Origin of the sequence: Lutibaculum baratangense AMV1 (genome assembly GCF_000496075.1) — a bacterium.
Lineage (GTDB): Bacteria > Pseudomonadota > Alphaproteobacteria > Rhizobiales > Tepidamorphaceae > Lutibaculum > Lutibaculum baratangense.
This window is the reverse complement of the sequence record NZ_AWXZ01000014.1, coordinates 69,110-94,227: the sequence shown is the minus strand read 5'-3', so window position 1 is coordinate 94,227 and position 25,118 is coordinate 69,110. Positions and strand designations below refer to the sequence as shown.

At 69.2% G+C, this 25,118-nt stretch carries 23 protein-coding genes; 12 read left to right on the top strand and 11 right to left on the bottom strand.

Annotated elements, in window-relative coordinates; genetic code table 11:
* Positions 1 to 30: 30 nt before the first annotated feature.
* A complete protein-coding gene (locus N177_RS22230; RefSeq protein ID WP_152527832.1) occupies positions 31 to 411 on the bottom strand; it encodes a tripartite tricarboxylate transporter TctB family protein in 381 nt (126 codons plus the stop codon).
* On the opposite strand from N177_RS22230, the gene N177_RS21280 reads away from it, so the two are divergent.
* The 5 genes from N177_RS21280 to N177_RS04110 all read left to right on the top strand — a co-directional run bounded on the left by N177_RS21280 (position 310) and on the right by N177_RS04110 (position 2,889).
* Entirely contained in the window at positions 310 to 771 is a 462-nt protein-coding gene (locus N177_RS21280; protein ID WP_023430981.1) for an amidase family protein, read from the top strand. The genes N177_RS22230 and N177_RS21280 overlap by 102 nt on opposite strands.
* Positions 772 to 862: 91 nt before the next feature.
* Entirely contained in the window at positions 863 to 1,633 is a 771-nt protein-coding gene (locus N177_RS04125; protein WP_023430980.1) for an SDR family NAD(P)-dependent oxidoreductase, read from the top strand.
* A gap of 57 nt (positions 1,634 to 1,690) precedes the next feature.
* Entirely contained in the window at positions 1,691 to 2,119 is a 429-nt protein-coding gene (locus N177_RS04120; protein ID WP_152527831.1) for an ABC transporter substrate-binding protein, read from the top strand.
* 75 nt (positions 2,120 to 2,194) lie between these two features.
* Positions 2,195 to 2,470, top strand: coding sequence for a hypothetical protein (locus tag N177_RS04115; RefSeq protein ID WP_023430978.1), 276 nt, complete (start codon positions 2,195 to 2,197; stop codon positions 2,468 to 2,470).
* Between the two features lie 86 nt (positions 2,471 to 2,556).
* Positions 2,557 to 2,889, top strand: a complete 333-nt coding sequence (locus N177_RS04110; protein WP_023430977.1) for a hypothetical protein — start codon at positions 2,557 to 2,559, stop codon at positions 2,887 to 2,889.
* Between the two features lie 177 nt (positions 2,890 to 3,066).
* On the opposite strand, the gene N177_RS21565 is transcribed toward N177_RS04110, so the two are convergent.
* Entirely contained in the window at positions 3,067 to 3,222 is a 156-nt protein-coding gene (locus N177_RS21565) for a hypothetical protein (RefSeq protein WP_023430975.1), read from the bottom strand.
* Positions 3,223 to 3,396: 174 nt separating this feature from the next.
* Between N177_RS21565 and N177_RS04105 the strand changes: the two genes are divergently transcribed.
* From N177_RS04105 to gcvA, 7 genes are all read left to right on the top strand, one after another.
* Positions 3,397 to 4,389: an SDR family oxidoreductase gene (locus N177_RS04105; RefSeq protein ID WP_023430974.1), complete on the top strand. Its 993-nt coding sequence runs from the start codon at positions 3,397 to 3,399 to the stop codon at positions 4,387 to 4,389.
* 292 nt (positions 4,390 to 4,681) lie between these two features.
* Positions 4,682 to 5,812, top strand: a complete 1,131-nt coding sequence (locus N177_RS04100) for a TRAP transporter substrate-binding protein (protein ID WP_040485115.1) — start codon at positions 4,682 to 4,684, stop codon at positions 5,810 to 5,812.
* A gap of 82 nt (positions 5,813 to 5,894) precedes the next feature.
* Entirely contained in the window at positions 5,895 to 6,557 is a 663-nt protein-coding gene (locus N177_RS04095) for a TRAP transporter small permease subunit (RefSeq protein ID WP_023430972.1), read from the top strand.
* Positions 6,550 to 7,971 (top strand): TRAP transporter large permease, encoded by a 1,422-nt coding sequence (locus N177_RS04090; protein WP_040485114.1) that lies wholly within the window; start codon positions 6,550 to 6,552, stop codon positions 7,969 to 7,971. Before N177_RS04095 ends, N177_RS04090 begins: the two co-directional genes overlap by 8 nt.
* Positions 7,972 to 7,989: 18 nt before the next feature.
* Complete coding sequence (locus tag N177_RS04085) at positions 7,990 to 9,351, top strand: amidase (RefSeq protein WP_023430970.1); 1,362 nt, start codon at positions 7,990 to 7,992, stop codon at positions 9,349 to 9,351.
* Between the two features lie 28 nt (positions 9,352 to 9,379).
* Positions 9,380 to 9,577: a hypothetical protein gene (locus tag N177_RS04080; RefSeq protein WP_023430969.1), complete on the top strand. Its 198-nt coding sequence runs from the start codon at positions 9,380 to 9,382 to the stop codon at positions 9,575 to 9,577.
* Positions 9,578 to 9,620: 43 nt separating this feature from the next.
* Positions 9,621 to 10,538: a transcriptional regulator GcvA gene (gene gcvA / locus N177_RS04075; protein WP_023430968.1), complete on the top strand. Its 918-nt coding sequence runs from the start codon at positions 9,621 to 9,623 to the stop codon at positions 10,536 to 10,538.
* Here the strand turns inward: gcvA and N177_RS04070 are convergent.
* The 9 genes from N177_RS04070 to N177_RS04030 all read right to left on the bottom strand — a co-directional run bounded on the left by N177_RS04070 (position 10,535) and on the right by N177_RS04030 (position 25,113).
* Entirely contained in the window at positions 10,535 to 12,709 is a 2,175-nt protein-coding gene (locus tag N177_RS04070) for a malate synthase G (RefSeq protein WP_040485128.1), read from the bottom strand. The two genes, gcvA and N177_RS04070, sit on opposite strands and share 4 nt — an antisense overlap.
* 169 nt (positions 12,710 to 12,878) lie before the next feature.
* Entirely contained in the window at positions 12,879 to 13,943 is a 1,065-nt protein-coding gene (locus N177_RS04065) for a BMP family ABC transporter substrate-binding protein (RefSeq protein WP_023430966.1), read from the bottom strand.
* Positions 13,944 to 14,043: 100 nt separating this feature from the next.
* Positions 14,044 to 14,961: an ABC transporter permease gene (locus N177_RS04060; RefSeq protein ID WP_023430964.1), complete on the bottom strand. Its 918-nt coding sequence runs from the start codon at positions 14,959 to 14,961 to the stop codon at positions 14,044 to 14,046.
* Complete coding sequence (locus tag N177_RS04055; protein ID WP_023430963.1) at positions 14,951 to 16,042, bottom strand: ABC transporter permease; 1,092 nt, start codon at positions 16,040 to 16,042, stop codon at positions 14,951 to 14,953. The genes N177_RS04060 and N177_RS04055 overlap by 11 nt, the downstream gene beginning before the upstream one ends.
* Positions 16,032 to 17,585 carry an ABC transporter ATP-binding protein gene (locus N177_RS04050; protein ID WP_023430962.1) on the bottom strand — a complete coding sequence of 518 codons (1,554 nt, stop codon included), beginning with the start codon at positions 17,583 to 17,585 and terminating at the stop codon, positions 16,032 to 16,034. Before N177_RS04050 ends, N177_RS04055 begins: the two co-directional genes overlap by 11 nt.
* Positions 17,586 to 17,670: 85 nt before the next feature.
* Positions 17,671 to 18,708: a hypothetical protein gene (locus N177_RS04045; RefSeq protein WP_152527830.1), complete on the bottom strand. Its 1,038-nt coding sequence runs from the start codon at positions 18,706 to 18,708 to the stop codon at positions 17,671 to 17,673.
* Positions 18,709 to 18,710: 2 nt separating this feature from the next.
* Positions 18,711 to 21,632 carry a peptidoglycan-binding domain-containing protein gene (locus N177_RS04040; protein WP_023430960.1) on the bottom strand — a complete coding sequence of 974 codons (2,922 nt, stop codon included), beginning with the start codon at positions 21,630 to 21,632 and terminating at the stop codon, positions 18,711 to 18,713.
* A 93-nt stretch (positions 21,633 to 21,725) separates the two neighbouring features.
* Entirely contained in the window at positions 21,726 to 22,700 is a 975-nt protein-coding gene (locus tag N177_RS04035) for a quinone oxidoreductase family protein (protein ID WP_023430959.1), read from the bottom strand.
* Positions 22,701 to 22,734: 34 nt separating this feature from the next.
* Positions 22,735 to 25,113: a pyruvate dehydrogenase E1 component gene (locus N177_RS04030; protein ID WP_023430958.1), complete on the bottom strand. Its 2,379-nt coding sequence runs from the start codon at positions 25,111 to 25,113 to the stop codon at positions 22,735 to 22,737.
* Positions 25,114 to 25,118: the final 5 nt, after the last annotated feature.

Here is a 25,118-nt window from a genome sequence, read left to right as displayed (position 1 = left end):
TTCCTCCGGGGCGAGGTCGAGAAGACGAGGCTAGAGGATGCCCCGCAGCAGGCCGGCCGGCAGCGGGAGGCCGAACCATCCGACGAACATGAAATGGACGACGATGACGGTCGCGAGCGGCACCCCGACGACCACGAGCGGCGAACGCACCCGCAGGATCAGGAGCGTCGCGACCATGAAAAGCAGAAAACCGAGTGCGTATCCGAGCGTCTGGAAGAAGACGACGAGCAGGATGGCGAGCAGCAGCACCGCCACGCCGCTGAAGACGCGCCTCCGGTAGTCCGAATCCAGCCAGCGCGAGGAGCGGTCATGCTCGGCGCTCCCTCGGAGGTGGCGGCGGCCGCCGCCGCCCACAGATGCATCTCGAGCTACGAGCTCGCGCGTTCGCTGGCGGCCGAGCGGCGCGAGCATTTCGACCAGTTGAGCGTCCTCCTGCGCGAGGGACGGCTGAAGGACGGGTGCCGCATCGAGGCCGCCCAGTATGTCGAGGCGGTCGAAGCGCTGGAGCAGGCACGGAAGGCGGCCAGGTCCTTTCTCGGCGCCCATGACTGCCTGATCTGCCCGAGCGCCGCCGGGATAGCCCCCCGGGGCATCACGTCCACCGGACCCTCGGAATTCTGCATCCTGTGGACGGCGCTGCACGTGCCGTCCCTCACGATCCCGATCTCCGAGCGGCTCGAGGACATGCCGCTCGGCCTGCAGATCGTGACGCCGCGAGGCGCCGACCTGCAGCTGTTCGAGTGTGCGAAGTGGATGGAAGAGCGGGTCTAGCCGGCCGTCATGCCGTGCCGCGCCCTCCTTACGAACCGATCGTTTCCGCGGCGGCGGCTCACGCACACAGATCATGAGAAAGTCGGCATCGATGGAAGCGCCTGAGTCGGACACCGATCTCTCTGGCAATGTCGCCGTCGTGACGGGAGCGTCGCGCAGGATCGGCCGGGCCACCGCTCTCAGGCTCGCGCGGGCGGGGGCGGACGTCGTGCTGCACGGCCACCGGGCCCGAGACGAGGTCGAAGCCGTTGCGGCCGAAGTCGAAGCGATCGGTCGGCGCGCGCTCGTGGTGATGGCCGACATCACCGACGAAGCCGCGGTCGAAGGGATGTTCCGGCGGATCGAGGCCGAGGCGGGCGGCGTCGACATCCTCGTCAACAACGCCGCCATCCGCGGCGAGAAGCCGTTGCTGGAAATGTCGCTGGCGGAGTGGCGCCAGACCATGGCCGTGATCGTCGACGGCACCTTCCTGTGCAGCCGCGAGGCGCTGCGATCGATGGTCGCCCGGGGTGGCGGATCCATCGTGAACATCGGCGGTGTCACCGCCCATATCGGCGCCGCCCGCCGGGCGCATGTCGCCACCGCCAAGGCCGCGCTCGGAGGCCTCACCCGTACCCTCGCCGTGGAGTTCGCGCCGCATGGGGTGAGGGTCAACTGCATCGTCCCCGGCTCCATCGGGGGGCGGCGATCGGCCACCGCCGGCGCCGTGCCGCAGATGTCGAAGGGCAGCGAGGACATCCTGCTCGGTCGGGAGGGCACGGTCGAAGAGGTAGCCCACGTGATCGCGTCCTTCTGCCTCCCTGGAGCAGGCTATGTGACGGGCCAGACCGTGCACGTGAACGGCGGCGTGTACATGAACTGACCGCGAGGGCCGAGTGTGAAGTGTGCGTTCCGGGAAGCCTTCAGGGCGGTCTTCTATATGCCCGTCTACGCTGCCTTCGAGATCGGAGCCTTCTCGCAGGAGGAGCTCGATCTCGACTACGGGGCGGTGCCGCCGGGTGAGGACGTGGGGCAGTTGCTGCGCTCGGGGGCGGCGCATGTCGTTCTCGGCGGACCGATGCGGGTCATCGTAGACCACGACAAGGTTCACGGCAGCGACCTCGTCTGCTTCGCCGAGGTGGTCACCCGCGATCCCTTCTTCCTCGTGGGCAGAAACTTGAGCCTCGCCAGGTCCGTCGCACGGTACCAGAGCCTCGTCCTCTGGAGCACGAGCCCGCTTCTGCCTCCCCTCGGTTTCGAGCGCCAGATGGACGGCCTGCTTTCGGCGGGGCTGGTGACGAGGACGCTCGACTATGCGGAGGTTATAAATATGAGCTTTGCCGACGATGCGGTCGCACGTCCCGACTGATCCCCCGATCGGCATCCGGGCCTGCGCTGGCTGGGCCTGTGCGGCTTCTTCTTCTCCGCGACGCAGATCTGCCTGATGACGTTCGTCGTGGCTTTCGCGGTCGCCGACCTCTCCTACGACCTGATCCGGGGCGGCTGGCTGCTGGCGACGGTTCAGATAGCCGGCGTCACGGGCCGTCTCGCCTGGGGCTTTATCGCGGACCGATCGCGGTCCGCCGGCGCCCTGCTTTCCTCCATCGGCCTCGTCGAGAGCGTGCCGTCCGACGCGAACCCGCGCACGGGCCGCATCACCGCCCTCAGCGTCGTCGCCGCGCTGCGCGGCCTGGTGAGCCCCCTCAGGGTGGGCACCTGACGGCGGCGCGGCCGTCGCTCGTTCCCCTGCCGTCGCGCCGGATCCGTTCGACGCGCGCCGACGTTTCGCTGCGAAGGAGTTCAACGATGGCCATTCGCAGATCCGCGGTCCGCCTCGCGCTGGCGCTGCCGCTTGTCGGGCTCGTGTCCGCCGCTCACGCCCAGGCGACTGCGCCCGAGACCTCCCCCGCCCAGCCCGCGCCCGAAACGACCATTCCCGAGCAGGTCTTTCCCTGCGATCCCGGCGGCTACGAGCCCCCGCCCGGCGTCGACGAGGAGCGCGCCGCCGAGCTTGCCGGCTGCGAGGACGAGGTGATCGAGCCGCCGCGCACCGGCGACGGGGACCTCACGATCGATCCTCCGGAGCAGGGCACCACGCCGGTGATACCGCCGGACGAGGTGCCGCGGCAGGGCTCCTGAGCCCCGATCCCGAGCCAGAGGCAAGCTCTGCGGCCTATTGCAGGTAGGTGCGCTCGATGAGCCGGTTCAGTCGCCGGCGGTCGCGGCGCCCGCCGAGCTGCCTCGAGAGGATGCTCGAGGGTCGGACGCGCCGGGCCACACCGCCGGGCACGATCTCGAAGCTGCGCTCGGCCCCGATCAGCTGCCGACGCCGCGGTTCACGAGGATCTTCGCCTTGCGTTGCCGCCCGTAGCTGGCGAGGAACAGCGGCAGGTAGACGAGCCATATCAGCAGCATGCCGATATTGGCGATGACGTCGAGGGCGCCCGAGTTGGAGTTGATCCACTGCAGCATGCCGATGGCGGTCGTCTCGGTGGTGGATGGCGGCCGCCGTGCGGCGGGTTCCCAGATGGAAGTCGTGGCCGCTTCAACTGTTCCACGCGCTTCCACGCCCCTCGGCAGGGGGAGGCGAACCTTCGCGCCTGCCACGTGTTCCTTCGTCTGGCACGACACGAAAGGACGAGAAGCATGCCGAGAACCGTCGTCATCACCGGGGCCTCCGCGGGCGTCGGCCGTGCGGTCGCGCGCGAGTTCGCCCACGAGGGCGCCAATGTCGGGCTCATCGCCCGGGACCCGGAGCGGCTGGAGGACGCAGCCGACGAGGTCCGCGCGCTCGGAGGCAACGCGATCGCCCTCCCCTGCGACGTCGCCGACGCCGCAGCCGTCGAGCGCGCGGCGGTCGAGACCGAGCGCGCCTTCGGCCCGATCGACGTCTGGGTCAACTCCGCGATGGTCACCGTGCTGGCGCCGGTCGAGGACACGACGGCCGAGGAGTTCCGCCGCGTGACGGAGGTGACTTATCTCGGCGTCGTCCACGGCACGCAGTCTGCGCTCAAGCGGATGCGCTACCAGAAGTGGGGGACGATCATCCAGGTCGGATCCGCCCTCGCCTATCGCTCGATCCCCCTCCAGGCGGCCTATTGCGCCGCGAAGCACGCCATCGTCGGCTTCACCGATTCGCTGCGGAGCGAGCTCATCCACCAGGGCGCGAACGTCGCGGTCACCATGGTGCACCTGCCCGCCGTCAACACGCCGCAGTTCGACTGGGCCCGCAACAAGATGCCGGGGCGTGCCCAGCCCGTTCCGCCCGTCTTCCAGCCGGAGGTCGCCGCGGAGGCCATTCACTTCGCCTCGCTCCACCCCAGGCGGGAGGTCTGGGTCGGCGGCTCCACCTACCAGGCCATCCTGGGGCAGCAGGTGATGGCCGGCTATCTCGACCGGATGCTGGCCGGCACCTGGGACGGGCAGCAGACGCAGGAGCGGGCCGAGGTCCGCGCCGACAATCTCTTCGAGCCGGTGAAGGGGCCCTACGCCGCCCACGGCCGCTTCGACGACCAGGCGAGCGATTTCTCGCCGGCCCTCTGGGCGACGGAACACCGCCGGACCACGGGCGCAGCGGTCGGTCTGGCGCTGGCGGCGGCCGGGGCGGGCCTCGCAGCGGTGATGATGCGGCGCCGCTGAACAGGTTCGCCCGGACGGGGTGACGCCTCGACCTGCGGGCTCTTCTTGCCGCAGATTTGAACTCTTCTTCGCGACCGCAGCAACGCGCGGTCGCGAGCCTTGCGCCCGAACCTCGTGACTTCCCTCCCGGCAGCGAAACCGGCCGAGCGGAGAGAAAAAACCTCTTCTTGGCCTAAAGTGGCGTTGCTGCGGTCGAAAAGTGGCACGTATACTAGCCGCCGCGCGACCAGCGCCGACCTCGATGAGCCGAAGAAGCCATCAGGTCGATCGAGAACATTTCGGGAGGAAGCACATGACCGACAACTCACCCGTATCCCGCCGCCGCTTCTTGACGGGCGGTGCGATCGCCGCGGGCGCAGGCGCCGCCACGCTGGCCATGCCGCACGTCGCGCGCGCCCAGGAAACGGTGACGCTGCGCATGCAGTCGTCCTGGCCGTCTTCGGATGCCTTCCATGAGATGGCACAACAGTTCGTCGAGCGCGTGCACGCGATGTCCGGCGGCCGCATCCGGATCGACCTCACCCCGGCCGGCGCGATCGTCGGCGCCTTCCAGGTTATGGATGCCTGCCACGACGGCATCATCGACGCGGCCCATTCCGTGCCCGTCTACTGGTACGGCAAGCACAAGGCGGCCTCGTTCTTCGGCACCGGCCCTGTGTGGGGCGGCAGCGCGGCGAACATGCTGGCGTGGATGCATGCCGGCGGCGGCGCGGAGTTCTACCGCGAGCTGACCCAGGACGTGCTGGGGCTGAACGTCGTCGCCTTCTTCGGCTTCCCGATGCCCGCGCAGCCTTTCGGCTGGTTCAAGCAGCCCGTCGAGAACGCGAGCCAGCTCAACGGCCTGAAATACCGTACCGTGGGCCTCGCCGCCGACCTGATGCAGGCCATGGGCATGAGCGTCACCCAGCTTCCGGGCGGCGAGATCGTGCCGGCGATGGAGCGCGGCGTCATCGACGCGTTCGAGTTCAACAACCCGACCTCGGACATGCGCTTCGGCGCCCAGGACGTGGCGAAGAACTACATGCTCTCCTCCTACCATCAGGCGAGCGAGTGCTTCGAGTTCATCTTCAACCGCGACGTCTACGAGAGCCTCGACGAGGATCTCCAGGCGATCATCCGCCACGCGGTGGAGGCCACGAGCACGGCGAACTCGGCCTGGGCCCTCAACCAGTACTCGAACGACCTCCAGGCCCTGCAGGACGAGCACGGCGTGAACGTCATCCGCACCCCGACCGAGATTCTCGAGGCTCAGCTCGAGGCCTGGGATCAGCTTATCTCCGACCTCGAGGGAGACGAGTTCAACAAGCGGGTGATGGACAGCCAGCGCGAGTGGGTGGAGCGGACGGTCTACTACCAGCTCATGAACGATCCCGACTACGCTCTGGCCTACGAGCACTATTTCCCGGGCAAGGTCGAGCTCTGATCGCAGGCTAGCTGCTGAGAACGCGGGGGGCGGTGTCGGCACCGCCCCCGTCATCGTGCGCACACGCCTCAGGGGATCGGGCATGCTCGGCTTCATCGCATCCGTCGACAAGCTGTCGGCCTGGATCGGCAAGGCATTCGCCTGGCTGATCCTGCTCATGACGCTCGCGGTCAGTTACGAAGTCTTCGTTCGCTACGTCATGGGGCGTCCGACGCCGTGGGCGTTCGACATCACCTACATGATGTACGGCACGCTCTTCATGATGGGGGGCGCATATACGCTGTCGCGCGACGGCCACGTCCGCGGCGACTTCGTCTACCGCCTCTGGCGGCCGCAGACGCAGGCCAGGGTGGAGCTGGTCCTCTACTTTCTCTTTTTCTTCCCCGGCGTTCTGGCGCTGATCTTCGCGGGCTGGCGCTACGCTGAACGTGCCTGGCGCTACTACGAAGTGAGCGTCTTCAGTCCGGCCGGGATCCCGATTTTCCACTTCAAGTCGGTGATCGTCGCCGCCGGCATCCTGCTCTTCATCCAGGGAATCGCCCAGGTCTGCCGCTGCATCGTCTGCATCAGGACCGGCAGCTGGCCGAGGCAGTCCGAGGACGTGGAGGAGATGGAGAAGATCCTTCTCGCGGAAGGTCAGGAAGCACTCAGCGGCTCGAGCACCGCCGCGGCCGAACTCCGGGGCGGGCAGCCGGAAAAGGACGACAACAAGATCATCTCGCAGAGGGGCGACCGCAATGTCTGATCCGGTAATCGCGGTCTCGATGCTGGGAGTGTTCATCTTCCTCATCATGCTGGGCTTCCCCGTAGCCTTCACGCTGATGGGCATGGCGGTCGGGTTCGGCTACTACGCCTATTACGACGAGCGGCGCATGTGGCTGCCCTACAACCGGATCGTCGAGAGCGGCGGCGACTGGTTCGACCAGACGCAGGCGTGGTTCGGGGCGTTCCTGAACAACCGGATCTTCGATCTGTTCGTGAACCAGACCTACTCGGTCATGGCGAACGACGTGCTCACGGCCGTGCCGCTCTTCCTGTTCATGGGCTATATCGTCGAGCGGGCGAACATCGTTTCGCGCCTCTTCTCGACCCTCAACATCGCGGCGAAGAACCTGCCGGGTTCGATGGCGATCGCCGCGCTCGTCACCTGCGCTCTGTTCGCGACGGCGACCGGCATCGTCGGCGCGGTCGTCACGCTGATGGGCCTCCTCGCCTTCCCGGCCATGCTGCGCGCCCGCTACGACACGAGCTTCGCCTCGGGCGTCATCTGCGCCGGTGGCTGCCTCGGCATCCTGATCCCGCCGTCGATCATGCTGATCGTCTACGCGGCGACCTCCGGGGTCTCGATCGTCCGGCTCTACGCCGGCGCTCTGGTGCCGGGGTTCCTGCTCGCCTCCCTCTACATCATCTACGTGCTGGCCCGGGCCTGGATGCAGCCGCACCTCGCGCCGAAGCCCACGAAGGAGGAGGTGGGCGAGGTCCCGTTCGGCAAGCTCGTCGTCATGCTCCTGACCTCGTTCTTCCCTCTCGCAATCCTGATCCTCTCGGTCCTCGGCGCGATCCTGTTCGGTCTGGCGACGCCGTCGGAGGCCGCCGCGATCGGCGCGCTCGGCGGCCTCGTGCTGGCGGCCGCCTACCGCGCGCTCACGTGGGACCGGCTGAAGGAGTCGGTCTACCTGACGGTGCGCACCACGGCCATGGTCTGCTGGCTCTTCGTCGGTTCCTGGACCTTCTCGTCGGTCTTCTCCTACCTCGGCGGCGAGCATGTCATCAGCGAGTTCGTGATCGGTCTCGACCTGTCTCCGATCACGTTCCTGATCATGGCGCAGATCATCATCTTCCTGCTCGGCTGGCCGCTCGAGTGGAGCGAGATCATCATCATCTTCGTGCCGATCTTCCTGCCGCTGCTTCCCCATTTCGGCATCGACCCGCTGTTCTTCGGCATCCTGATCGCGCTCAACCTGCAGACGTCGTTCCTGACGCCGCCCATGGCGATGGCGGCCTACTACCTGAAGGGCATATCGCCGCCTCACGTGCAGCTGGTCGCGATCTTCAAGGGCGTGTTCCCCTATCTCGGCATGATCCTGATCTGCATGATCCTGCTCTACACCTTCCCGCAGATCGCATTCTGGCTTCCGAGCCTCGTTTACGGACGCTAGAGCGAAGGAGACGCGACGTTGCGCGCACGCGACAGAGAACTCACCGCGATGTCGGCCACGGCTCTCGCCGAACTCATCGCAAAGGGCACGGTCACGGCGGTCGAGGCCACGAAGGCGCATCTCGACCGGATCGACGAGTGCGATGGCGAGATCGGCGCCTGGGAGCATCTCGACCGGGAGTTCGCGCTCAGGCAGGCGGCGATGCTCGACAAGCACCGCGCGAGCGGGGCTGCGATCGGGCCGCTTCACGGGGTGCCGGTCGGCATCAAGGACATCATCGACGTGGAGGGGCTGCCGTGCGAGCACGGCACACCGCTCGACGCCGGGCGGCGCCCGGCGAAGGATGCCCATCTCGTCTCCCGGCTGAGGCAGTCGGGCGCGGTCATCCTCGGCAAGACGGTGACGACCGAACTCGCGGTCTTCGCCCCGAACCGAACGACGAATCCCCACGACGCGACGAGAACGCCCGGCGGTTCCTCGCAGGGCTCCGCAGCCGCCGTGGCCGCTCACATGGCGCCCTTGTCGGTCGGCACCCAGACCCACGGCTCGGTCATCCGGCCGGCCTCCTACTGCGGGGTCGTCGGATTCAAGCCCAGCTACGGGCTCATCTCGCGCGCGGGCGTGCTGACGCAATCCCCCACGCTGGACACGATCGGCGGCTTTTCCCGGACGATCGAGGACGTGGCGCTTCTGACCGACGCGATGTGCGGCTTCGACGAGGACGATACGGCCATGCGGCTCGTCGCCGCGCCTCAATTGCGCGCCACGGCCACGTCTCGCCCGCCGCTCCGTCCGGTCCTGGCCTTCGTCAGGACACCCGTGTGGGATCAGGCGGAGGCCGATGTCCATCAGGGGTTCGAAGAGCTCGTCGCCGAACTCGGAGACTGCATCGAGGAAGTCGAGCTCCCCTCCCCGTTCCAGCGCGCGGTCGAACTGCAGCGGGTGATCCAGATGGCGGAGATCGCCCGCCACTACGGGCCCTACTACGACCGGGGCAGGGAGCAGCTCAGCCCGACCATGCAGGGCCTGATCGAGGAAGGGCGCCGCGTCCTCGCGGTGGATCACATGCTCGCGCGCGACTGGATCAAGATCCTCTATGCCGGTCTCGAGCAGGTCTTCGAGCGGTTCGACGCGATCGTCACCCCGGCCGCCGTCGGCGAGGCGCCGGTCGGCCTCGAGTCGACCGGCAGTCCCGTCTTCAGCACGCTGTGGACCTATTGCGGCGTTCCCGCCCTGACGATTCCGCTCCTCAGCGGGAGCCACGGCATGCCGATCGGCGTTCAACTCGTGGGCGCGCGGGGCCGCGACGGTCGTCTGCTCAGGACCGGCCGCTGGCTCGTCGAGCATCTGAACCAGTCCGCAGGGCGCGCGGTCGCCTGAAGCCGGCCAACGCGATGGAGTTCCCAGAATGATCCTCGACCGCCTGTTCGCCGCCTTCGCCCTGATCCTGGTCTGCGGGTTCCTGAGCATCGTCGTCATCTGGGTGCCGCGGCCGGATCTCATCATCGTCACGGGGATCGTCGTCCTGGCGGTGATCTACGATTTCTACCGCGAGCTGAGGGCGCACGCGCGCAGGCGCGACGAAGTCGGCCCGCGCGGCGCCTGACGTTCCGCGACCTCCATCAAGGTCGGCGGGGCGGCTGAAGCGCATGAAACGCCTGCCGCCCCTCAACAGCCTGCGCGCCTTCGAGGCGGCCGCCCGGCACCTCGGCTTCAAGAAGGCGGCGGAGGAGCTGAACGTGTCGCCGGCCGCCGTGAGCCAGCACGTGCGCGCGCTCGAGGCGGAGCTCGGGCAGCCGCTCTTCCGGCGGATGACGCGCGAGGTCGCCCTGACGCCCGCCGGACGGCGGGGTCTCGCCCGATTGGCCGAAGCGTTCCGGATGCTGCGGGCCGGCGCCGACGCCATGCGCCCGGACGAGCGCCTCCGCTACCTCACCGTCAGCGTGCCGCCCACACTCGGCGCGAAGTGGCTCGTGCCGCGGCTCGACCACTTTCGCCTCGCCGATCCGGGCTTCGACATCCGCCTCGACGCCACCGACACCCTCGTCGACTTCTCGACGGACGATGTCGACGTCGCGCTCCGCTACGGGCGCGGCGACTATCCCGGGCTGGTCTCGGAGAGGATCGTCGCGGAGGTCGCCTTCCCGGTCTGCGGCCCCGCGCTCCTCGCCGGGGAACGGGGCCTGCGCGCGCCCGCCGACCTCGCGGGGCACACGCTCCTGCACGTCCAGCGCAAGCTCGACGACGACGCCGCGCCGAGCCGGCGGATGTGGCTGAAGGCCGCCGGCCTCGACGGCATCGACGCCGAGCGCGGCCCCCGCTTCACGATCGAGAGCCTCGCGCTCGAATCGGCGATCGCCGGGCATGGCGTCGCGCTCGCCAGCGGCATGTCGGTCGGCGAGGATCTCGCGGCCGGCCGCCTCGTCAGGCCTTTCCCGCCCTCCGGCCATGACGCGACGTCGTTCTCCTACCACCTCGTCTACCCCGAGACGCGGCGCGGCGACCCGCGGCTGCAGGCCTTCCGGGACTGGGTGTTCGCGGAGATGTCCGGCCGCCCCGCGACCTAGCCGGACGCCCGCGCCTTCGCCTCCCGGCGCCGGGCATGCAGGATCGGCTCGGTGTAGCCGTTCGGCTGCACGCGCCCCTCGAAGACGAGATCGCAGGCCGCGCGGAAGGCGATCGAACCGTCATAGTCCGCCGCCATCGGCCTGTAGCCGGGGTCGCCCGCGTTCTGCCCGTCCACCACCTTCGCCATGCGCCGCATCGTCTCCATCACCTGGTCCTCTGAGACCACGCCGTGGTGCAGCCAGTTGGCGATGTGCTGGCTCGAGATCCTCAGCGTCGCGCGGTCCTCCATCAGGCCGATATCGTTGATGTCGGGCACCTTCGAGCAGCCCACGCCCTGGTCGATCCAGCGCACGACATAGCCGAGGATCCCTTGCGCGTTGTTGTCGAGCTCCTTCTGGATGTCCTCCGGCGTCCAGTTCGGCCGCTCGGCGACGGGGATCGACAGGATGTCGTGCAGCCTCGCCCGCCCCCGGCTCTTCAGCTCCGCCTGGCGCGCCCGGACGTCGACCTCGTGATAGTGGAGCGCGTGCAGCGTCGCCGCCGTCGGAGACGGCACCCAGGCCGTGTTCGCGCCCGCCTTCGGATGCCCGATCTTCTGCTCCAGCATGTCGGCCATCCTGTCCGGCATCGCCCACATGCCCTTGCCGATCTGGGCGTGCCCCGGCAGCCCCGCCTCGAGGCCGATGTCGACGTTCCAGTTCTCGTAGGCCTGGATCCAGGTCGAGGCCTTCATGTCGCCCTTGCGGATCATCGGCCCGAGCTCCATCGAGGTGTGGATCTCGTCGCCCGTCCGGTCGAGGAAGCCCGTGTTGATGAAGACGACCCTGTCCTTCGCGGCGCGAATGCACGCCTTGAGGTTGACCGTCGTCCGGCGCTCCTCGTCCATGATGCCGATCTTCAGGGTGTTCGGCGCCAGGCCCAGCGCCTCCTCGATGCGGCCGAAGAGTTCGACCTCGTAGGCGACCTCCTCGGGCCCGTGCATCTTCGGCTTCACGATATAGACGGATCCGGCGCGGCTGTTGCCGCGTCGCCCGTTCTCGCCGACGTCGTGCAGCGCGATCGCGGAGGTGACCATTCCGTCGAGAAGCTCTTCCGGAATCTCGTTGCCCTCGCCGTCGAGCACCGCGCCGATCGTCATCAGCGGCCCGACATTGCGCACGAGCATCAGGCTGCGGCCGGGCAGGCTGAAGGTCGAGCCGTCGGGCGCCTGGTACTCCCGGTCCGGGCTGAGGGCCCGCTCGATCGTCTCTCCACCCTTCGGAAAGCGAGCCGTCAGGTCGCCCTTCATGAGACCGAGCCAGTTGCGGTATGCGAGAACCTTGTCCTCGGCATCGACGGTCGCGACGGAATCCTCGCAGTCCTGGATGGTCGTCAGCGCGGCTTCCACCAGAAGGTCGGCGGCGCCCGCCTTGTCCGTCCTGCCGATCGGGTGGGCGCGGTCGATCACGATCTCGACGTGGATCCCGTGATTGACGAGCAGCACCGCCGACGGCGCCCCAGGCTCGCCGCGATAGCCCGCGAACTGCTCCGGCCGGCGAAGCCCCGAGGAGGCGCTGCCGGTCGAGGCGATCAGCCGGCCGTCCTCGACCGTGTAGGCGGCGATGTCGGCATGCGATCCGGTCTCGAGCGGGAAGGTCCCGTCGAGGAAGGCCTTGGCGCGGCGGACGACCTCCTCGCCCCGCTTCGGATTGTAGCCGCCGCCCCGCTCGAGCCCCGCCCCGTCAGGAATGACGTCGGTGCCGTAGAGCGCGTCGTAGAGGCTGCCCCAGCGGGCGTTCGCGGCGTTCAGCGCATAGCGGGCATTCGTCACCGGCACCACGAGCTGCGGCCCCGCCTGGGCCGCGATCTCGGGATCCACATTCGCGGTCGTGACCGCGAAGTCCTCTCCTTCGTCGACGAGATAGCCGATCTCGCGGAGGAAGGCCTCGTAGGCGTCGAGGTCGATGCCCCGGCTGCGGTGCTCCCGGCACCAGTCGTCGATCCGGGCCTGAAGCTCGTCACGACGCGCGAGGAGAGCCCGGTTCCTGGGCGCGAGGTCGCGAACGAGGTCGCCGAAGCCGTTCCAGAAGCGCTCCGTGCTCACGCCGGTGCCGGGCAGCACCTCCTCGTTCACGAAGTCGAAAAGCTCCTTGGCCACGCGCAGGCCGGCAACGTCGACGCGCTCCGACATCGGCATGCTTCTCCCTTCTGCTCGTGGTCTGTTCTCCGGAGGGCGTCTCCGGTGCCACGTCCGAAAAGAGATTAGAGGCCGGCCATTCGAGCCGCCAGCGGCGACCTCTAGGGAAATAGTCGTAGACGGGGCGCATGTCGCGCCCCGCCTGTGTGCCGTTACCGGGACTTCACTGCGGCAGCTTGTCGTCGATGCCCTGGACGTACCAGTTCATCGAGAGAAGATCCTCGTCGGAGACCACCTCGCCTTCCGCCACGACGACCTCGCCGGCCTGGTTCGTGATCGGTCCCGCGAAGGGATGCAGCTCGCCCGAGCGGATGGCGGCCTCCGTCTCCTCCGCCATCTGCTTCACGTCGTCCGGCATGTTGCGGTACTCGGCCATGACGACCATGCCGGCATCGAGGCCGCCCCAGGTGTCCGTCGACTCCCAGGTACCGTCCATCACCGCCTGTACGCGCTCCTTGTAGTACTGCGACCAGTCGTCGACGATCGAGGTGAGCTGCGCGTTCGGACCGAACTCCTTCATGTCCGAGGCCTGGCCGAAGGCGTAGACCCCGCGCTGCTCGGCCACCTGCATCGGTGCCGGCGAATCCGTGTGCTGCACGAGGATGTCGGCGCCCTGGTCGATCAGCGCCTTCGCCGCGTCCGCCTCCTTGCCGGGATCGAACCAGGAATTGACCCAGATGATCTTGACCTGGATGTCCGGATTGACGGACTGCGCCCCGAGCATGAAGGCGTTGATGCCGCGCACGACCTCCGGGATCGGGAACGACACGATGTAGCCGATCGTGTTCGTCTCCGTCATCCGGCCGGCGATCTTGCCGATGATGTAGCGGCCTTCGTAGAAGCGCGCGGCGTAGGTGGCGAGGTTGTCTGCGCGCTTGTAGCCAGTCGCATGCTCGAACTTCACGTCCGGAAATCTGCGAGCGACCTTCTCGGTCGGGTTCATGAAACCGAACGAGGTCGTGAAGACGAGGTCGTTGCCGTCCGCCGCGAGCTGGCGGATGACGCGTTCCGCGTCCGGGCCCTCCGACACGTTCTCGACATAGGTCGTCTCGACCTTGTCCCCGAAGGCCTCCTCCAGGGCCAGCCGGCCCTGGTCGTGCTGGTAGGACCAGCCGAAATCGCCGACTGGGCCGACATAGACGAAGCCCACCTTCGTCGGCTCGTCCTGCGCGCTCGCGGCGGAAAGGCCCAGCGCGAGAACCGCCGCGGCCATCATCAGTCTCTTCATGCGAATACTCCCCTCATGAACACCATGCCGTTTCCTGTCCGCCGCAACGGGCGTGCCTCCATCGCTTCTCGTCTTCTTTGGGCCGGTCCTGCCGTGCTGCTCACCGCTCGGGCACGAAAGACTTCCCGAGGCTGAGCGGCGTGTGCCGCAACGCCAGCCTGCCGCGACCGGATATCAGCACCAGCGCCACGATCGTCGCCAGGTAGGGCAGCGACGACATGAGCTGCGACGGCAACCCGATGCCCGCGCCCTGTGCGTGGAACTGCAGGATCGTGATCGCGCCGAAGAGATAGGCGCCGGCGAGCAGGCGCCACGGCATCCAGGTGGCGAAGACGACGAGGGCGAGCGCGATCCAGCCGCGCCCCGCTGTCATGTCGTCGATCCACATCGGCGTGTAGGCCAGCGAAAGATACGCGCCGCCAAGCCCTGCGCAGGCGCCGCCGAACATCACGGCGAGGTAGCGGGTCAGCATCACGTTCAGCCCGAGGGCGTGCGCACTCGCGTGACTGTCGCCGACGGCCCTCAGCTTGAGCCCCTGGCGCGAACGGGAGAGAAACCACCAGACGCCAGCGGTCAGCGCGATCGACAGGTAGACCATCGCGTCCTGCCGGAACAGGATCCGCCCCACCAGCGGCAGGTCGCTCAGGCCCGGAATCTCGAGCTGCGGCAGCGGAGGCCGGCTGATGCCGACGAACCCGTCGCCGATCACGCCGCTGATGCCGAGGCCGAACAGGGTGAGGGCGAGCCCCGTCGCCACCTGGTTCGTCGCGAGCGTGATGGTCAGGAAGGCGAAGATCAGGGAGAGGGCGGCCCCGGCCATGGCGCCGGCGAGGATTCCCGCCGCGCCGCTGCCGGTCGTCACCGCGACGGCGAATGCGGTCACGGCGCCGACCGCCATCATCCCCTCGACGCCGAGATTGAGGACGCCCGAGCGCTCGGTCACGAGCTCGCCGAGCGCCGCCAGTGCGAGCGGCGTCGCGGCCGTGATCACCGTCAGGATGATCGCCTCAGCCCACATGGCGCGCCTCCGTCCGGGGCGCCGCACGGCGGAATGCGATGCGGTGATGGATGAGGCTGTCGCAGGCCAGGAGGAAGAAGAGAAGGATACCCTGGAAGACCATCGCCACCTCGACCGGCAGGCCGAGCCGAAGCTGCGCCACCTCGCCGCCGATATAGGAGGCGGAGAGGACGACGCCTGCGAACAGGATGCCGACGGGATTGAGCCGCCCGAGGAACGCCACGATGATCGCCGTGAACCCGTAACCCGGTGAGATCTCCGGCAGGAGCTGCTGCAGCGTTCCCGTCACCTCGGCGACGCCGGCGAGGCCCGCCAGCGCGCCGCTCGTCAGGAAGACGAAGAGCACCGTGCCGCTCTGGCTGAAGCCCGCGAAGCGCGCCGCCTTCGGGGCGCTGCCCGCGACACGGATGGAGAAGCCGCGTAGCGTGGCGGGCAAGGCGACGGCGGCGATGGCGACAGCGAGAACCGCGAAGGCGACGCCGAGATGGAGGCGGCCGTCGGAGGTCAGCACCGGCAGGGTGGCGGCCGGCTCGAAGAGCGCCGACTGCGGGAAGTTGAAGCCCATCGGATCCCGCCACGGGCCGCGCACGAGGTAGTCGAGCAGGTAGAGCGCGACATAGGTCAGCATCAGGCTCGTCAGGATCTCGTTCGCCCGGAACACCGTCTTGAGGAGCGCGGGTATCGCTGCCCATGCGAGCCCGCCGAGGATTCCGGCGGCGATCACGCACGGCAGGACGAGGAACGGGCTGCCCTCCCCGATCGCGAGCGCGACGCCGCCGCCACACACGGCACCGAGCGTGTACTGGCCCTCGGCGCCGATGTTCCAGACATTGGCGCGGAAGCAGAGCGAAAGCCCCACGCCGATCAGGACGAGCGGCGACGCCTTCACGAGCACTTCCTGCAGCGAGTAGAGGCTCGTGAAGGGAGACACGAAGTAGAGATGGACTGCCCGCAGGGGGTCGAGCCCGGCGGCGGCGAAGATCAGAAGGCCTGCGAACACGGTCAGCGCGATCGCGATGACGGGCGACAGGAACGCCATCGCCTTCGAGGGTGCGGCGCGGCGCGTCACCTCAAGGCGCATGGGCCGCCTCCCCGCTTTCCGCGCCCGCCATCATCAGGCCCAGCGTCTCGACCGTCAGCTCGCGCACCGGGCGCGCCGCGGAGAGCCGCCCGTGCGAGATCGCGGCGATACGGTCCGATACCTCGTAGATCTCGTCGAGATCCTGCGAGATGACGACGACGGCGCTGCCGGCCGCGGCCAGGTCGATGAGCGCCTGCCTTATCATCGTGGCCGCGCCCGCGTCGACGCCCCATGTCGGCTGGTTGACGACCAGCACGCCGGGGCTCCTCGAAAGCTCGCGGCCGACGACGTACTTCTGGAGGTTGCCTCCCGAGAGGGTGGAGGCGAGCGGATCCGCGGAGCCGGCCCGCACGTCGAACCGCTCGATCACGCGGCGGGTGATGGCGCGGGCACGCGACATCGCGAGCCATCCGCGGGGCGCGAGATCTTCGCTCGCGTGGAGGCTCAGGAAGGTGTTCTCGCTCAGGTGGAGCTCGCCGACCGCCGCCTCGCCCATGCGCTGCTCCGGCACGAACGCGGCCCCGAGCCGGCGCCGTGTGTTGACGTCCAGTTTCCCGACGTCGCGGCCGTCGATGCGGATGGCGTCCGGAGCCGACGTGAAGAAGCCGGCAAGGGCCTGGAACAGCTCCTCCTGCCCGTTGCCGGCGACGCCCGCGACGCCGAGGATCTCGCCGCCCCTCACCTCGAGCGAGACGTCCCGCAGCGCCACGGACTGCACCTCCGGCTTCCGCCACGACAGCCTGTCGACGCTCAGCCGGACGGGGCCGAGCTCGTGGGCGGGAGCCGGCTTCACCTCGCGCACCTCCGAGCCGATCATCATGCGGGCGAGGCTGCCGGGGGTTTCCTGGCGGGGATCGCAGGTCGCGACCTTCCGCCCCTGGCGCAGCACGGTCGCGGTGTCGCAGAGCCGCTTCACCTCGGAGAGGCGGTGGCTGATGTAGAGCACCGCCCGACCCTCGCGCTTCAGCCGCTCCAGCGTCTCGAACAGGCCCTCCGTCTCCTGCGGCGTGAGGACCGATGTCGGCTCGTCGAGGATGATGAGCTTCGGCTGCCGCATGAGGCACCGCACGATCTCGACGCGCTGCCGCTCGCCGACGGACAGGCGATGCATCGGCGCATGCGGGTCGAGCGGCAGGCCGTAGCTCTCCGAGATCTCGCGAACCTCGGCCGCGATCTGCCGCAGCGGCATCGTGTCCGGCAGGGCGAAGGCGACGTTTTCCGCCACCGTCAGCGCCTCGAAGAGGGAGAAATGCTGGAAGACCATCCCGATGCCGAGGGCCTGCGCGCCGGCCGGCGAATCGAGGATCACCGGCTCCCCCTCCCACCGGATCTCGCCGGAGGTCGGCTGCAGGACGCCGAAGAGCATCTTCACGAGCGTCGACTTGCCCGCGCCGTTCTCGCCCAGGAGCGCGTGGATCTCGCCCGCGCGCACCGCGATGTCGATCCCGTCATTGGCGGTGACGGACCCGAAATGCTTCGTCAGGGCGACCGTCTCGATCAGCGGCGGCGGCGACGGGCTCGATGGATCTACGGAGGGCTGCACGCAGGATTCCTGCACGGAAACAAGTCAGCCCTTCTCATAGGCGAAACGGTCCGCTCCGCCAATGCCGGGTGACCGCAGCGCCGGCTTATTCGCGCGCCGGTGGCGTGACGCAGCGGTAGAACCCCTCCTCGTCGAGCGCCGGGTCGGCGCAGCGCAGGAAGGCCTCGAGCTCGCCGCGCCGCCCGTAATGCACGTAGGGGTTCACGAGGAAGCGCCCCTCGCTGCCGACGAAGCCGCCGAAGCGGTCGATCTCGCCCTGAAGGTCCGGATGCTTGGCGAGGATGGCTTCGCGCAATTCCTCGCCGCGGACGAAATTGTCCGGCAGCTGGTCGAACGGCCCGTCGTGGTAATTGTTCAGCGCGACGTTCCCCGCCTCCACCCCGACGAGGATCTTCCTCCTCGCGTGGCGGTCCTCGTAGAAGGCGAAGCCCGTGCGCTCCCCGACCGTCAGCGCGGGATGCTCCTCGCGCACCCGCACGAGTTCGTCAGCTACCCTCTCCCGCTCGTCGAGCACGAACATGAACTCGCGCCGCCCCGTGTCGAAGAGGAGGTAGAAGGCGAGCCCGGATTCGTCGAAGACGGGGCCGAGGAACGTCTCCCCCGCCCGCACGGCGTCGTCCGGCGGCGTCACGTCCGACAGGTCGTTCAGCCGGAAAACCACCGACTTCCCCCCGTACGTCACCCGGTAGGCGAGCCCGCGCTCCCGCTCGACCCTCACGCCGTCCGCCGCGGTCAGCTGGCGGTAGTGCGCGCCGGCGCGGTCCGTCCAGGGCTGCGGCTTGCGGTAGTAGGCGAAGTGCAGCACCCCGTCGTCCCGGTCGGCGGCGTCGAGCCGCAGATTGCCGCCATACTCGACCCCGCCGGCGTAGAAGGAGAAGTAGTAGTAGTTCTCCGTCGGATAGACCTTCACCGCCTCGGGCAGCGCGCCGAAGACCGCCCCGAAGGTCGCCATCTCGTCGCCGACGTCGAACGCCGCCTCCCCACGGACCGTCTCGATGAAGGCCTCGTTGAAGACCGGCTCGAGAGACGCGGCCCCCGCCGGCAGGCCCGCCGCACCGAGCGCCGCGGCCGCCACCGCCGCCGCGAGCGCGGGGCCCGCGCGCCCCCTCCCGGCACCGCCCACCGTCAACGGCCCGGCGGCGCGAAGCGCGAGAACCGCCCGTCGTGGAAGAGGCCGCCGGGCCCGGGATCGCGGTCCGGCTCGAAGGACCGCGGGGCCCCGTCCTGATCGTAGAACTCGACCGAGGTCCGCCGGTCGTGGCGCAGGATCGGCGATCTCTCCTGGAAGCGCGATTCGTCGATCCTGTGCATCTCCCGCATCCGGCTCGTGCCCGGGTCGTGCATCTCCGACGAGTATGTCTCGTGGAAATACGAGACCGGGCGATCGTGCAGCGGCAGGAGATCCGATGTCCGGTCGTCGTGGAGCCGCGACTCGTAGCGCTGGTGGAACCGGGCGAGCGGATCTGCCGGTCGGTCGCCCGCGCCGCGCGAGGTGCGCCCGTCGTGGCCGAAGAGCTCGCGCGGTGGCTGGCTCTCGGCGCCGGAGCGGCGGACGTCGTGAACGTCCGCGGGGCGGCTCGTCGCGGTGTCGTGCAGCCGCGATTCGAACTGCCGATGGAACGAGGAGAGACGCTCCTCGTGGGCCGGTCGGGGCGGCAGCTCGACTTGCACCGTCGCACAGGCCCGGTCGTTGCCCGAAGCCTCGTCACCTGCCCTCGCGGCACCGGGCCCGAACAGCGCGGTCACAAACCTGTCGTCGATGCCACCCTCCGCCGGCAGCCCGAATTCGCCGCGCGCGCTCGTGATCGCACGCTCGGTGTTGGGTCCCATGGCCCCGTCGACGCCACCGGGATCGAAGCCCTGCTGTTCGAGCTCGGCCTGCACGGTGCGGATGCGTTCCCGCCCCTGGAGCGCGAGCCAGGTGATGGAGGTGCAGGCCTCGTAGGTCGGCGACGAGAAGCCCGCCGGCAGACGCAGCGACAGCCGGATGGTCTCCGCCCCGCCGGCGGCGAGGGCGAGCTCCGGGTTGCGGCAGAGCACCGCGCCGCCTCCGGCGCGGCACCGCCAGCCGGCCTCGCCGCCGCCGATGAAGCTCACCCCGCCTCCGCCGAGCGCCTGGGTCAGAACGAGCGGCCCCTCGAACCGGTCCGGCCCGCCATTCTCCACCGTGATCTCGACGGCGCATTCCTCGCCCGGCTTGCAGGTTCCGGTCGCCGTCGAGGCCAGCGCGAGGTCGACCGAAGCCAGCGGCTCGGGGGATGCCACCTGCGGCTCGGCCTCGACCTCCGGCTCTGGCTCGGCGATTTCGGCGGGAGGCGCCTCCCGCTCTTCGGCAGGCGCCGGGCGCGCGCCGGGCGTGGGCCCGACCGGCCCCACGCGCCGCGGCTCGTCGCGCGTGCCCCGGTCGGCCTCGGCGGTGGCGACGGGACGCGTCGGCGCGCCCGTTCCCGCCAGCCGCTCCGTCGCGGCGAAGACGGCGAGGGAGCCTATCGCGCCGACCGGGAGGTCCCGGCCGAGCAGGATCAGGTCGGAGGCCGCCAGCGCGTCGTCTTCGGCCTGCGCGTCGGCCTCCGACGAGACCACGAGCGGCGCGATCATGTCGGATGGCGTGCCCTGAAGCCCGGCGACCACATCGTCACCCGTGTCGAGCCCCTCGCAGAGCGCGCGCGGCGCGCAGAGTGGGTCGGCCGTCAGCCAGACGAGTTCGTCGTCGCCCGCGGCGACGCCGACGCCGCCCGCCGCATTGGCGTGGATGAAGGGCGGCTCGCCGGCCTCGCGCTCGGGCGCCCCCGCGGGAAGCCTCCCTTGGATTTCCCACACGCCGTTCTGCCCCGGTTCCGCCACGAGGACGCGCGCCGAGCGGGGGTCGGTCAGTTGTGGGGGCGTGGCCTCGGGGTCGGGGGCCGCTCGCCCGCGTTCGGCGAGGAGCATCTTTTCGCCGGAGAAGGCGATATCGACCACGGGACTGCCGCCGGGCGCTTCTTCGTCACCGTCGGGCAGCGGGAGGACGAGCTCGCGGCGGACATCGGTGAGATCGAAGCCACCCTGAGGATCCAGCCGAATCGACCAGAGGGAGGTGCGCGAATCTTCTCCCCCTTCGTTCCAGTCCCTGGCGCCGAGCGCGGCCCCGCCCCAGACGGCATAGTAGAGACGCGTCGAACCATCATCCTGCGCGGGCGCCAGTGCGAGACCCCAGACCCGGCGGCGGAAGTCCGCGAAACCCCAGCAGGCGGGCTCTTCAGCGAAGGCCGCGGGCTGTCCGGTGTCGCCTCGGCAGTCCTCGAAGCGCGGCCCCGCCCGCTCGTCGCGCGGCGTGATGTCGAGCCCGCGATATTCCCCGCTCGCCGCGTCGAGGAAGTACGACCGGCCGTCCACGCCGTGGTCGTAGGTCTCGATGATCGAGCCGTCCTCGGGATCGACGGCGTGGATCATGCCGCTCCAGAGATCGGACGCGAACAGGCGCCCGTGCGCCTCGTCGTAGGCAATGTCGCCGATGCCGGCGCCGCCGTTCGCCGCGCCGTCCTCGAGGGATATGTCGACGAGCTTGCGCACGCCTTCGCCCGGGTCGTAGCGCCAGATCGTGTTGGGCCCGCCGTCGGGTCCCCACATGCCGTCCGCCCACCCGTCGTTTCCGTCGTTCCGGAAAAGGCCGTAGACGGAGGTCGCCCCGAGGAAGATCGCGGGGTCTGTCCCGGTCATCGCCTCGACGGCGAAGACCTGCCCCACATCGGCGGCCGACAGGCCCGGAAGGTCTCCCGCGCCCGCGGGGAGTTCGTCGTAGAGGTCGACGATCTCCATCACCTGCCCCGCGGGATCCGGCCGGCGTGCGTCACCGTCCCGGAAGCCCGAGAACTTCGTGACCGCGCCAACATCGAGAGACGGCTGGTCGCCCGGGGCCGCGCCCGTCGCTTCCTGGCCGAGCGCGGGAGCGTGGCCTGCGAGCAGCACGGCGAACGTCGCGGCGGCGACGCGGGCGGAGCTCCATGTGGAGCGACTGGCCGCTGGCGGGAAGCTGGACGGTCGGGCAGCACGGAGGCGGTCGGTCATGTCGATGTTCCTCGATCCTTGGCCCCCGGACGAGACGTGCAGTGTCGCGCCTCGTCCGGGACGCTGCAAGATCTAGGCGATCTTTGGCGAAAGTCAGGGGATGAGGATCGTCGTGCCGGTGGTCTTGCGGCCCTCGAGGTCACGATGCGCTTGCGCCACGTCCTTCAGGGGGTGGCGCTGGTTGATCGGGATCGTCACCTTGCCGCTCGCCACCGTGTCGAAGAGATCCGCCGCGGTCGCCTGCAGATCCTCCTGCTTCGCCACGTAGACGAAGAGCGTGGGACGGGTGCAGAAGAGCGCACCCTTCTGGGCGAGGATCGCCAGGTCGACGGGGGGGACGGGGCCCGAGGATTGGCCGAACAGGACCCACATGCCCATCGGCTTCAGGCAGTCGAGCGAGGCCGGAAACGCGTCCTTGCCCACCGAATCGTAGACGACGTCGACCCCCTCGCCTCCGGTGATCTCCTTCACGCGGGCGGCGAAGTCCTCCTCGCGGTAGTTGATCGTGTGGTGGCATCCGTTCGCCCGTGCGAGCTCGGCCTTCTCCGCCGAGCCGACGGTGCCGATGACGGTGGCGCCGAGACTGGCCGCCCATTGCGACGCGATGAGCCCCACGCCGCCGGCCGCCGCGTGGAAGAGGATCGTCTGGCCGGCCTCGACCCGGAAGGTGCGGCGCAGGAGGTACTGCGCCGTCATTCCCTTGAGCATCATCGCGGCCGCCGTTTCGTCGGAGATGCCGTCCGGCACCTTCACCAGCCGGTCCGCCTTGATCGTGCGATACTCCGCGTAGCTCCCCACCGGGGAGACATAGGCGACGCGGTCGCCGGGCTTGAGGCCCTCCACGCCCTCTCCGATCTCCTCGACGACGCCCGCCGCCTCGCCCCCCGGTGTGAAAGGCATCTCGGGCGCCTTGTAGAGGCCGGTCCGGAAGTAGACGTCGATGAAGTTCAGGCCGACCGCGGTGTGCCGGACGACCGCCTCGCCGGGCCCGGCGGTCGGCATCGCCACCTCCTCCCAGCGCATGGCTTCGGGCCCGCCGGTCTCGTGCACGCGGATTGCGTAGGGCATGTTCAGCGTCTCTCCTCGCTTGTGGGCTGTCGTCTCAGCGGGCGCGAGCGGCCGTGCCGATCGCCTCGTCGTCGATGTCGAAGTGCCTGTAGAGATCCTGGATCGTCCCCGTCTGGCCGAAATGCTCGACGCCGAGCGCCTGCACCCGGTGTCCCCGCACACCGCCGAGCCAGGCGAGCGTCGCGGGATGGCCGTCGAGCACGGTCACGATGCGCGCGTCGGGCGCGAGCGGTTCCAGGAGCGTCTCGACATGCGCGGTGGCGGGCGCTCCTCGCCGGCGGGCCTTCTGCGCCGCGGTCCATCCGGCGTTCAGGCGATCGGCCGAGGTGACGGCGAGGAGCCCCGCCCCCGGCTCGCGCTCGAGAAGTTGCCCGAGCGCCGAGGCCGCCTCGGGGGCCACCGCCCCGGCATAGGCGATCGCCAGCCTCGCCCCCCTCGCCGGCTTCCGCATCCAGTAGCCGCCGGCGATGATCGCCTCCCGCGTGTCCTCGTCGAAGTCGCGGATCGGCTGGTCGACGGAGCGGGTGGACAGGCGGAGATAGACCGAGCCCCCCTCCCTCTCATGCAGCCAGTCGGTCTTGGCGGCGGAACCGCTGCGCTGGATGTAGCCGAAGGCCCACTCGAGGATGACGCCGAGTTCGTCGACGTAGGCGGGTTCGAATGCCGCGAGCCCGTCCTGCGCCATGCCGATCAGCGGCGTGCCGATCGACTGGTGGGCGCCGCCCTCGGGCGCCAGCGTCACGCCCGAGGGCGTGCCGACGAGGATGAAGCGGGCGTCCTGGTAACAGGCGTAGTTCAGGGCATCGAGGCCGCGGGCGATGAAGGGGTCGTAGAGCGTGCCGATCGGCAGCAGCCGCTCGCCGAACAGCGAATGCGACATGCCGGCCGCGGCCAGCGTCAGGAACAGGTTGTTCTCGGCGATGCCGAGCTCGATATGCTGGCCCGAGGGGCCCATGTCCCACCGCTGGGCGGACATCAGCTTGCGCTCTTGGAAGACGTCGCCGCGCTCGGTGCGGGAGAAGATCGCCCGCCTGTTCACCCAGGGGCCTAAATTCGTGGAGACGGTGACGTCGGGCGACGTCGTGACGATCCGGTCGGCGAGCTCGCTGTCGGAGCGCGCGACGAGATCGAGGATCTTGCCGAAACCCTCCTGTGTCGACATCGCACCGCGGATCGGCGGCATCTGGAGGCGGGGAACGCTGACCTGCGGCGCTTCGTGCCGCCGCCGGCCCTTCGCGGCGAAGGGTATCTTCCCGATCCTCGCCGGCAGGTCGTCCGGCAGCCCGGCGAAAGGCTCCCATTCCGCCCCCTGCTCCACGCCGTGGGCACGCCGCAGCGTTTCCATCTGCTCCTTCGTCATCAGGCCGGCATGGTTGTCTTTGTGGCCCTTGAACGGCAGCCCGTGGCCCTTCACGGTGTAGGCGATGAAGCAGACCGGCCCGTCGCTGGGAGCGCTCTCGAACGCCTCGACGACGCTCTCCATGCAGTGCCCGCCGAGGTCCGACATCAGTTCGGCGAGCGCCTCGTCGTCATGGGCCTCGATGAGTTCGAGCGTCTCCCGCTCCCCGGCGAGGTCGGCCTTTAGCTGGTTGCGCCAGGAGGCGCCGCCCTGGAAGACGAGCGCCGAATAGAGCGCGTTCGGGCACTCGTCGACCCAGCGCAGCAGGGCCTCTCCTCCCGGCTGCCGGCCGGCCTCCTGAAGTCGCCTGCCGAACTTGATGGTCACGACGTGCCAGCCGAGCGCCCGGAAGACGTCGGCGTGCTTCTGGAAGAGGGCGTCCGAAACGACCGAATCGAGGCTCTGGCGGTTGTAGTCGATGATCCACCAGCAGTTCCTGAGGTCGTGCTTCCAGCCCTCGAGCAGACACTCGAAGATATTGCCCTCGTCGAGCTCGGCGTCGCCGAGGAGCGCAACCATCCGTCCCGCCGGCCGCCCCTTCATCCAGTCGCGCGCCTTCAGGTAGTCCTGCACGAGGCTCGCGAAGGCGGTGACCGCGACGCCCAGGCCGACGGATCCGGTCGAGAAGTCGACGTCGTCGACGTCCTTCGTCCGCGAGGGGTAGGACTGGGCGCCACCGTAGCCGCGGAAGCTCTTCAGCTTCTCGGCCGTCTGGTTGCCGAGGAGGTATTGGATCGCGTGGAAGACGGGGCTCGCGTGCGGCTTCACCGCGACCCGGTCCTCGGGCCGCAGGATCCGGAAGTAGAGCGCCGTCATGACGGTGGCGAGGGAGGCGGACGAGGCCTGGTGCCCCCCGACCTTCAGCCCGTCCTCGTTCGGTCGGAGATGGTTGGCGTGATGGATCGTCCACGAGGAGAGCCACAGGAGCTTCCGCTCGATGGCCTTCAACTCGTCGACCTCGAAGGAGGTCGCCGCGCTCTCGTCCGCTCGCCGCGCCGCCCGGATCTCGCTCATGGCGT

Excerpts from the sequence above, each read along its gene's own strand:
- N177_RS04080 (WP_023430969.1), top strand. The coding sequence starts at position 9,380 with ATGATCCTCGACCGCCTGTTCGCCGCCTTCGCCCTGATCCTGGTCTGC.
- N177_RS04070 (WP_040485128.1), bottom strand. The coding sequence starts at position 12,709 with ATGTCGGAGCGCGTCGACGTTGCCGGCCTGCGCGTGGCCAAGGAGCTT.
- N177_RS04090 (WP_040485114.1), top strand. The coding sequence starts at position 6,550 with ATGTCTGATCCGGTAATCGCGGTCTCGATGCTGGGAGTGTTCATCTTC.
- N177_RS04110 (WP_023430977.1), top strand. The coding sequence starts at position 2,557 with ATGGCCATTCGCAGATCCGCGGTCCGCCTCGCGCTGGCGCTGCCGCTT.
- N177_RS21280 (WP_023430981.1), top strand. The coding sequence starts at position 310 with ATGCTCGGCGCTCCCTCGGAGGTGGCGGCGGCCGCCGCCGCCCACAGA.
- N177_RS04040 (WP_023430960.1), bottom strand. The coding sequence starts at position 21,632 with ATGACCGACCGCCTCCGTGCTGCCCGACCGTCCAGCTTCCCGCCAGCG.
- N177_RS04060 (WP_023430964.1), bottom strand. The coding sequence starts at position 14,961 with ATGTGGGCTGAGGCGATCATCCTGACGGTGATCACGGCCGCGACGCCG.
- N177_RS04105 (WP_023430974.1), top strand. The coding sequence starts at position 3,397 with ATGCCGAGAACCGTCGTCATCACCGGGGCCTCCGCGGGCGTCGGCCGT.
- N177_RS04035 (WP_023430959.1), bottom strand. The coding sequence starts at position 22,700 with ATGCCCTACGCAATCCGCGTGCACGAGACCGGCGGGCCCGAAGCCATG.
- N177_RS04065 (WP_023430966.1), bottom strand. The coding sequence starts at position 13,943 with ATGAAGAGACTGATGATGGCCGCGGCGGTTCTCGCGCTGGGCCTTTCC.
- N177_RS04100 (WP_040485115.1), top strand. The coding sequence starts at position 4,682 with ATGACCGACAACTCACCCGTATCCCGCCGCCGCTTCTTGACGGGCGGT.
- N177_RS04125 (WP_023430980.1), top strand. The coding sequence starts at position 863 with ATGGAAGCGCCTGAGTCGGACACCGATCTCTCTGGCAATGTCGCCGTC.
- N177_RS04030 (WP_023430958.1), bottom strand. The coding sequence starts at position 25,113 with ATGAGCGAGATCCGGGCGGCGCGGCGAGCGGACGAGAGCGCGGCGACC.
- N177_RS21565 (WP_023430975.1), bottom strand. The coding sequence starts at position 3,222 with ATGCTGCAGTGGATCAACTCCAACTCGGGCGCCCTCGACGTCATCGCC.
- N177_RS04095 (WP_023430972.1), top strand. The coding sequence starts at position 5,895 with ATGCTCGGCTTCATCGCATCCGTCGACAAGCTGTCGGCCTGGATCGGC.
- N177_RS04120 (WP_152527831.1), top strand. The coding sequence starts at position 1,691 with ATGCCCGTCTACGCTGCCTTCGAGATCGGAGCCTTCTCGCAGGAGGAG.
- gcvA (WP_023430968.1), top strand. The coding sequence starts at position 9,621 with ATGAAACGCCTGCCGCCCCTCAACAGCCTGCGCGCCTTCGAGGCGGCC.
- N177_RS04055 (WP_023430963.1), bottom strand. The coding sequence starts at position 16,042 with ATGCGCCTTGAGGTGACGCGCCGCGCCGCACCCTCGAAGGCGATGGCG.
- N177_RS22230 (WP_152527832.1), bottom strand. The coding sequence starts at position 411 with ATGCTCGCGCCGCTCGGCCGCCAGCGAACGCGCGAGCTCGTAGCTCGA.
- N177_RS04115 (WP_023430978.1), top strand. The coding sequence starts at position 2,195 with ATGACGTTCGTCGTGGCTTTCGCGGTCGCCGACCTCTCCTACGACCTG.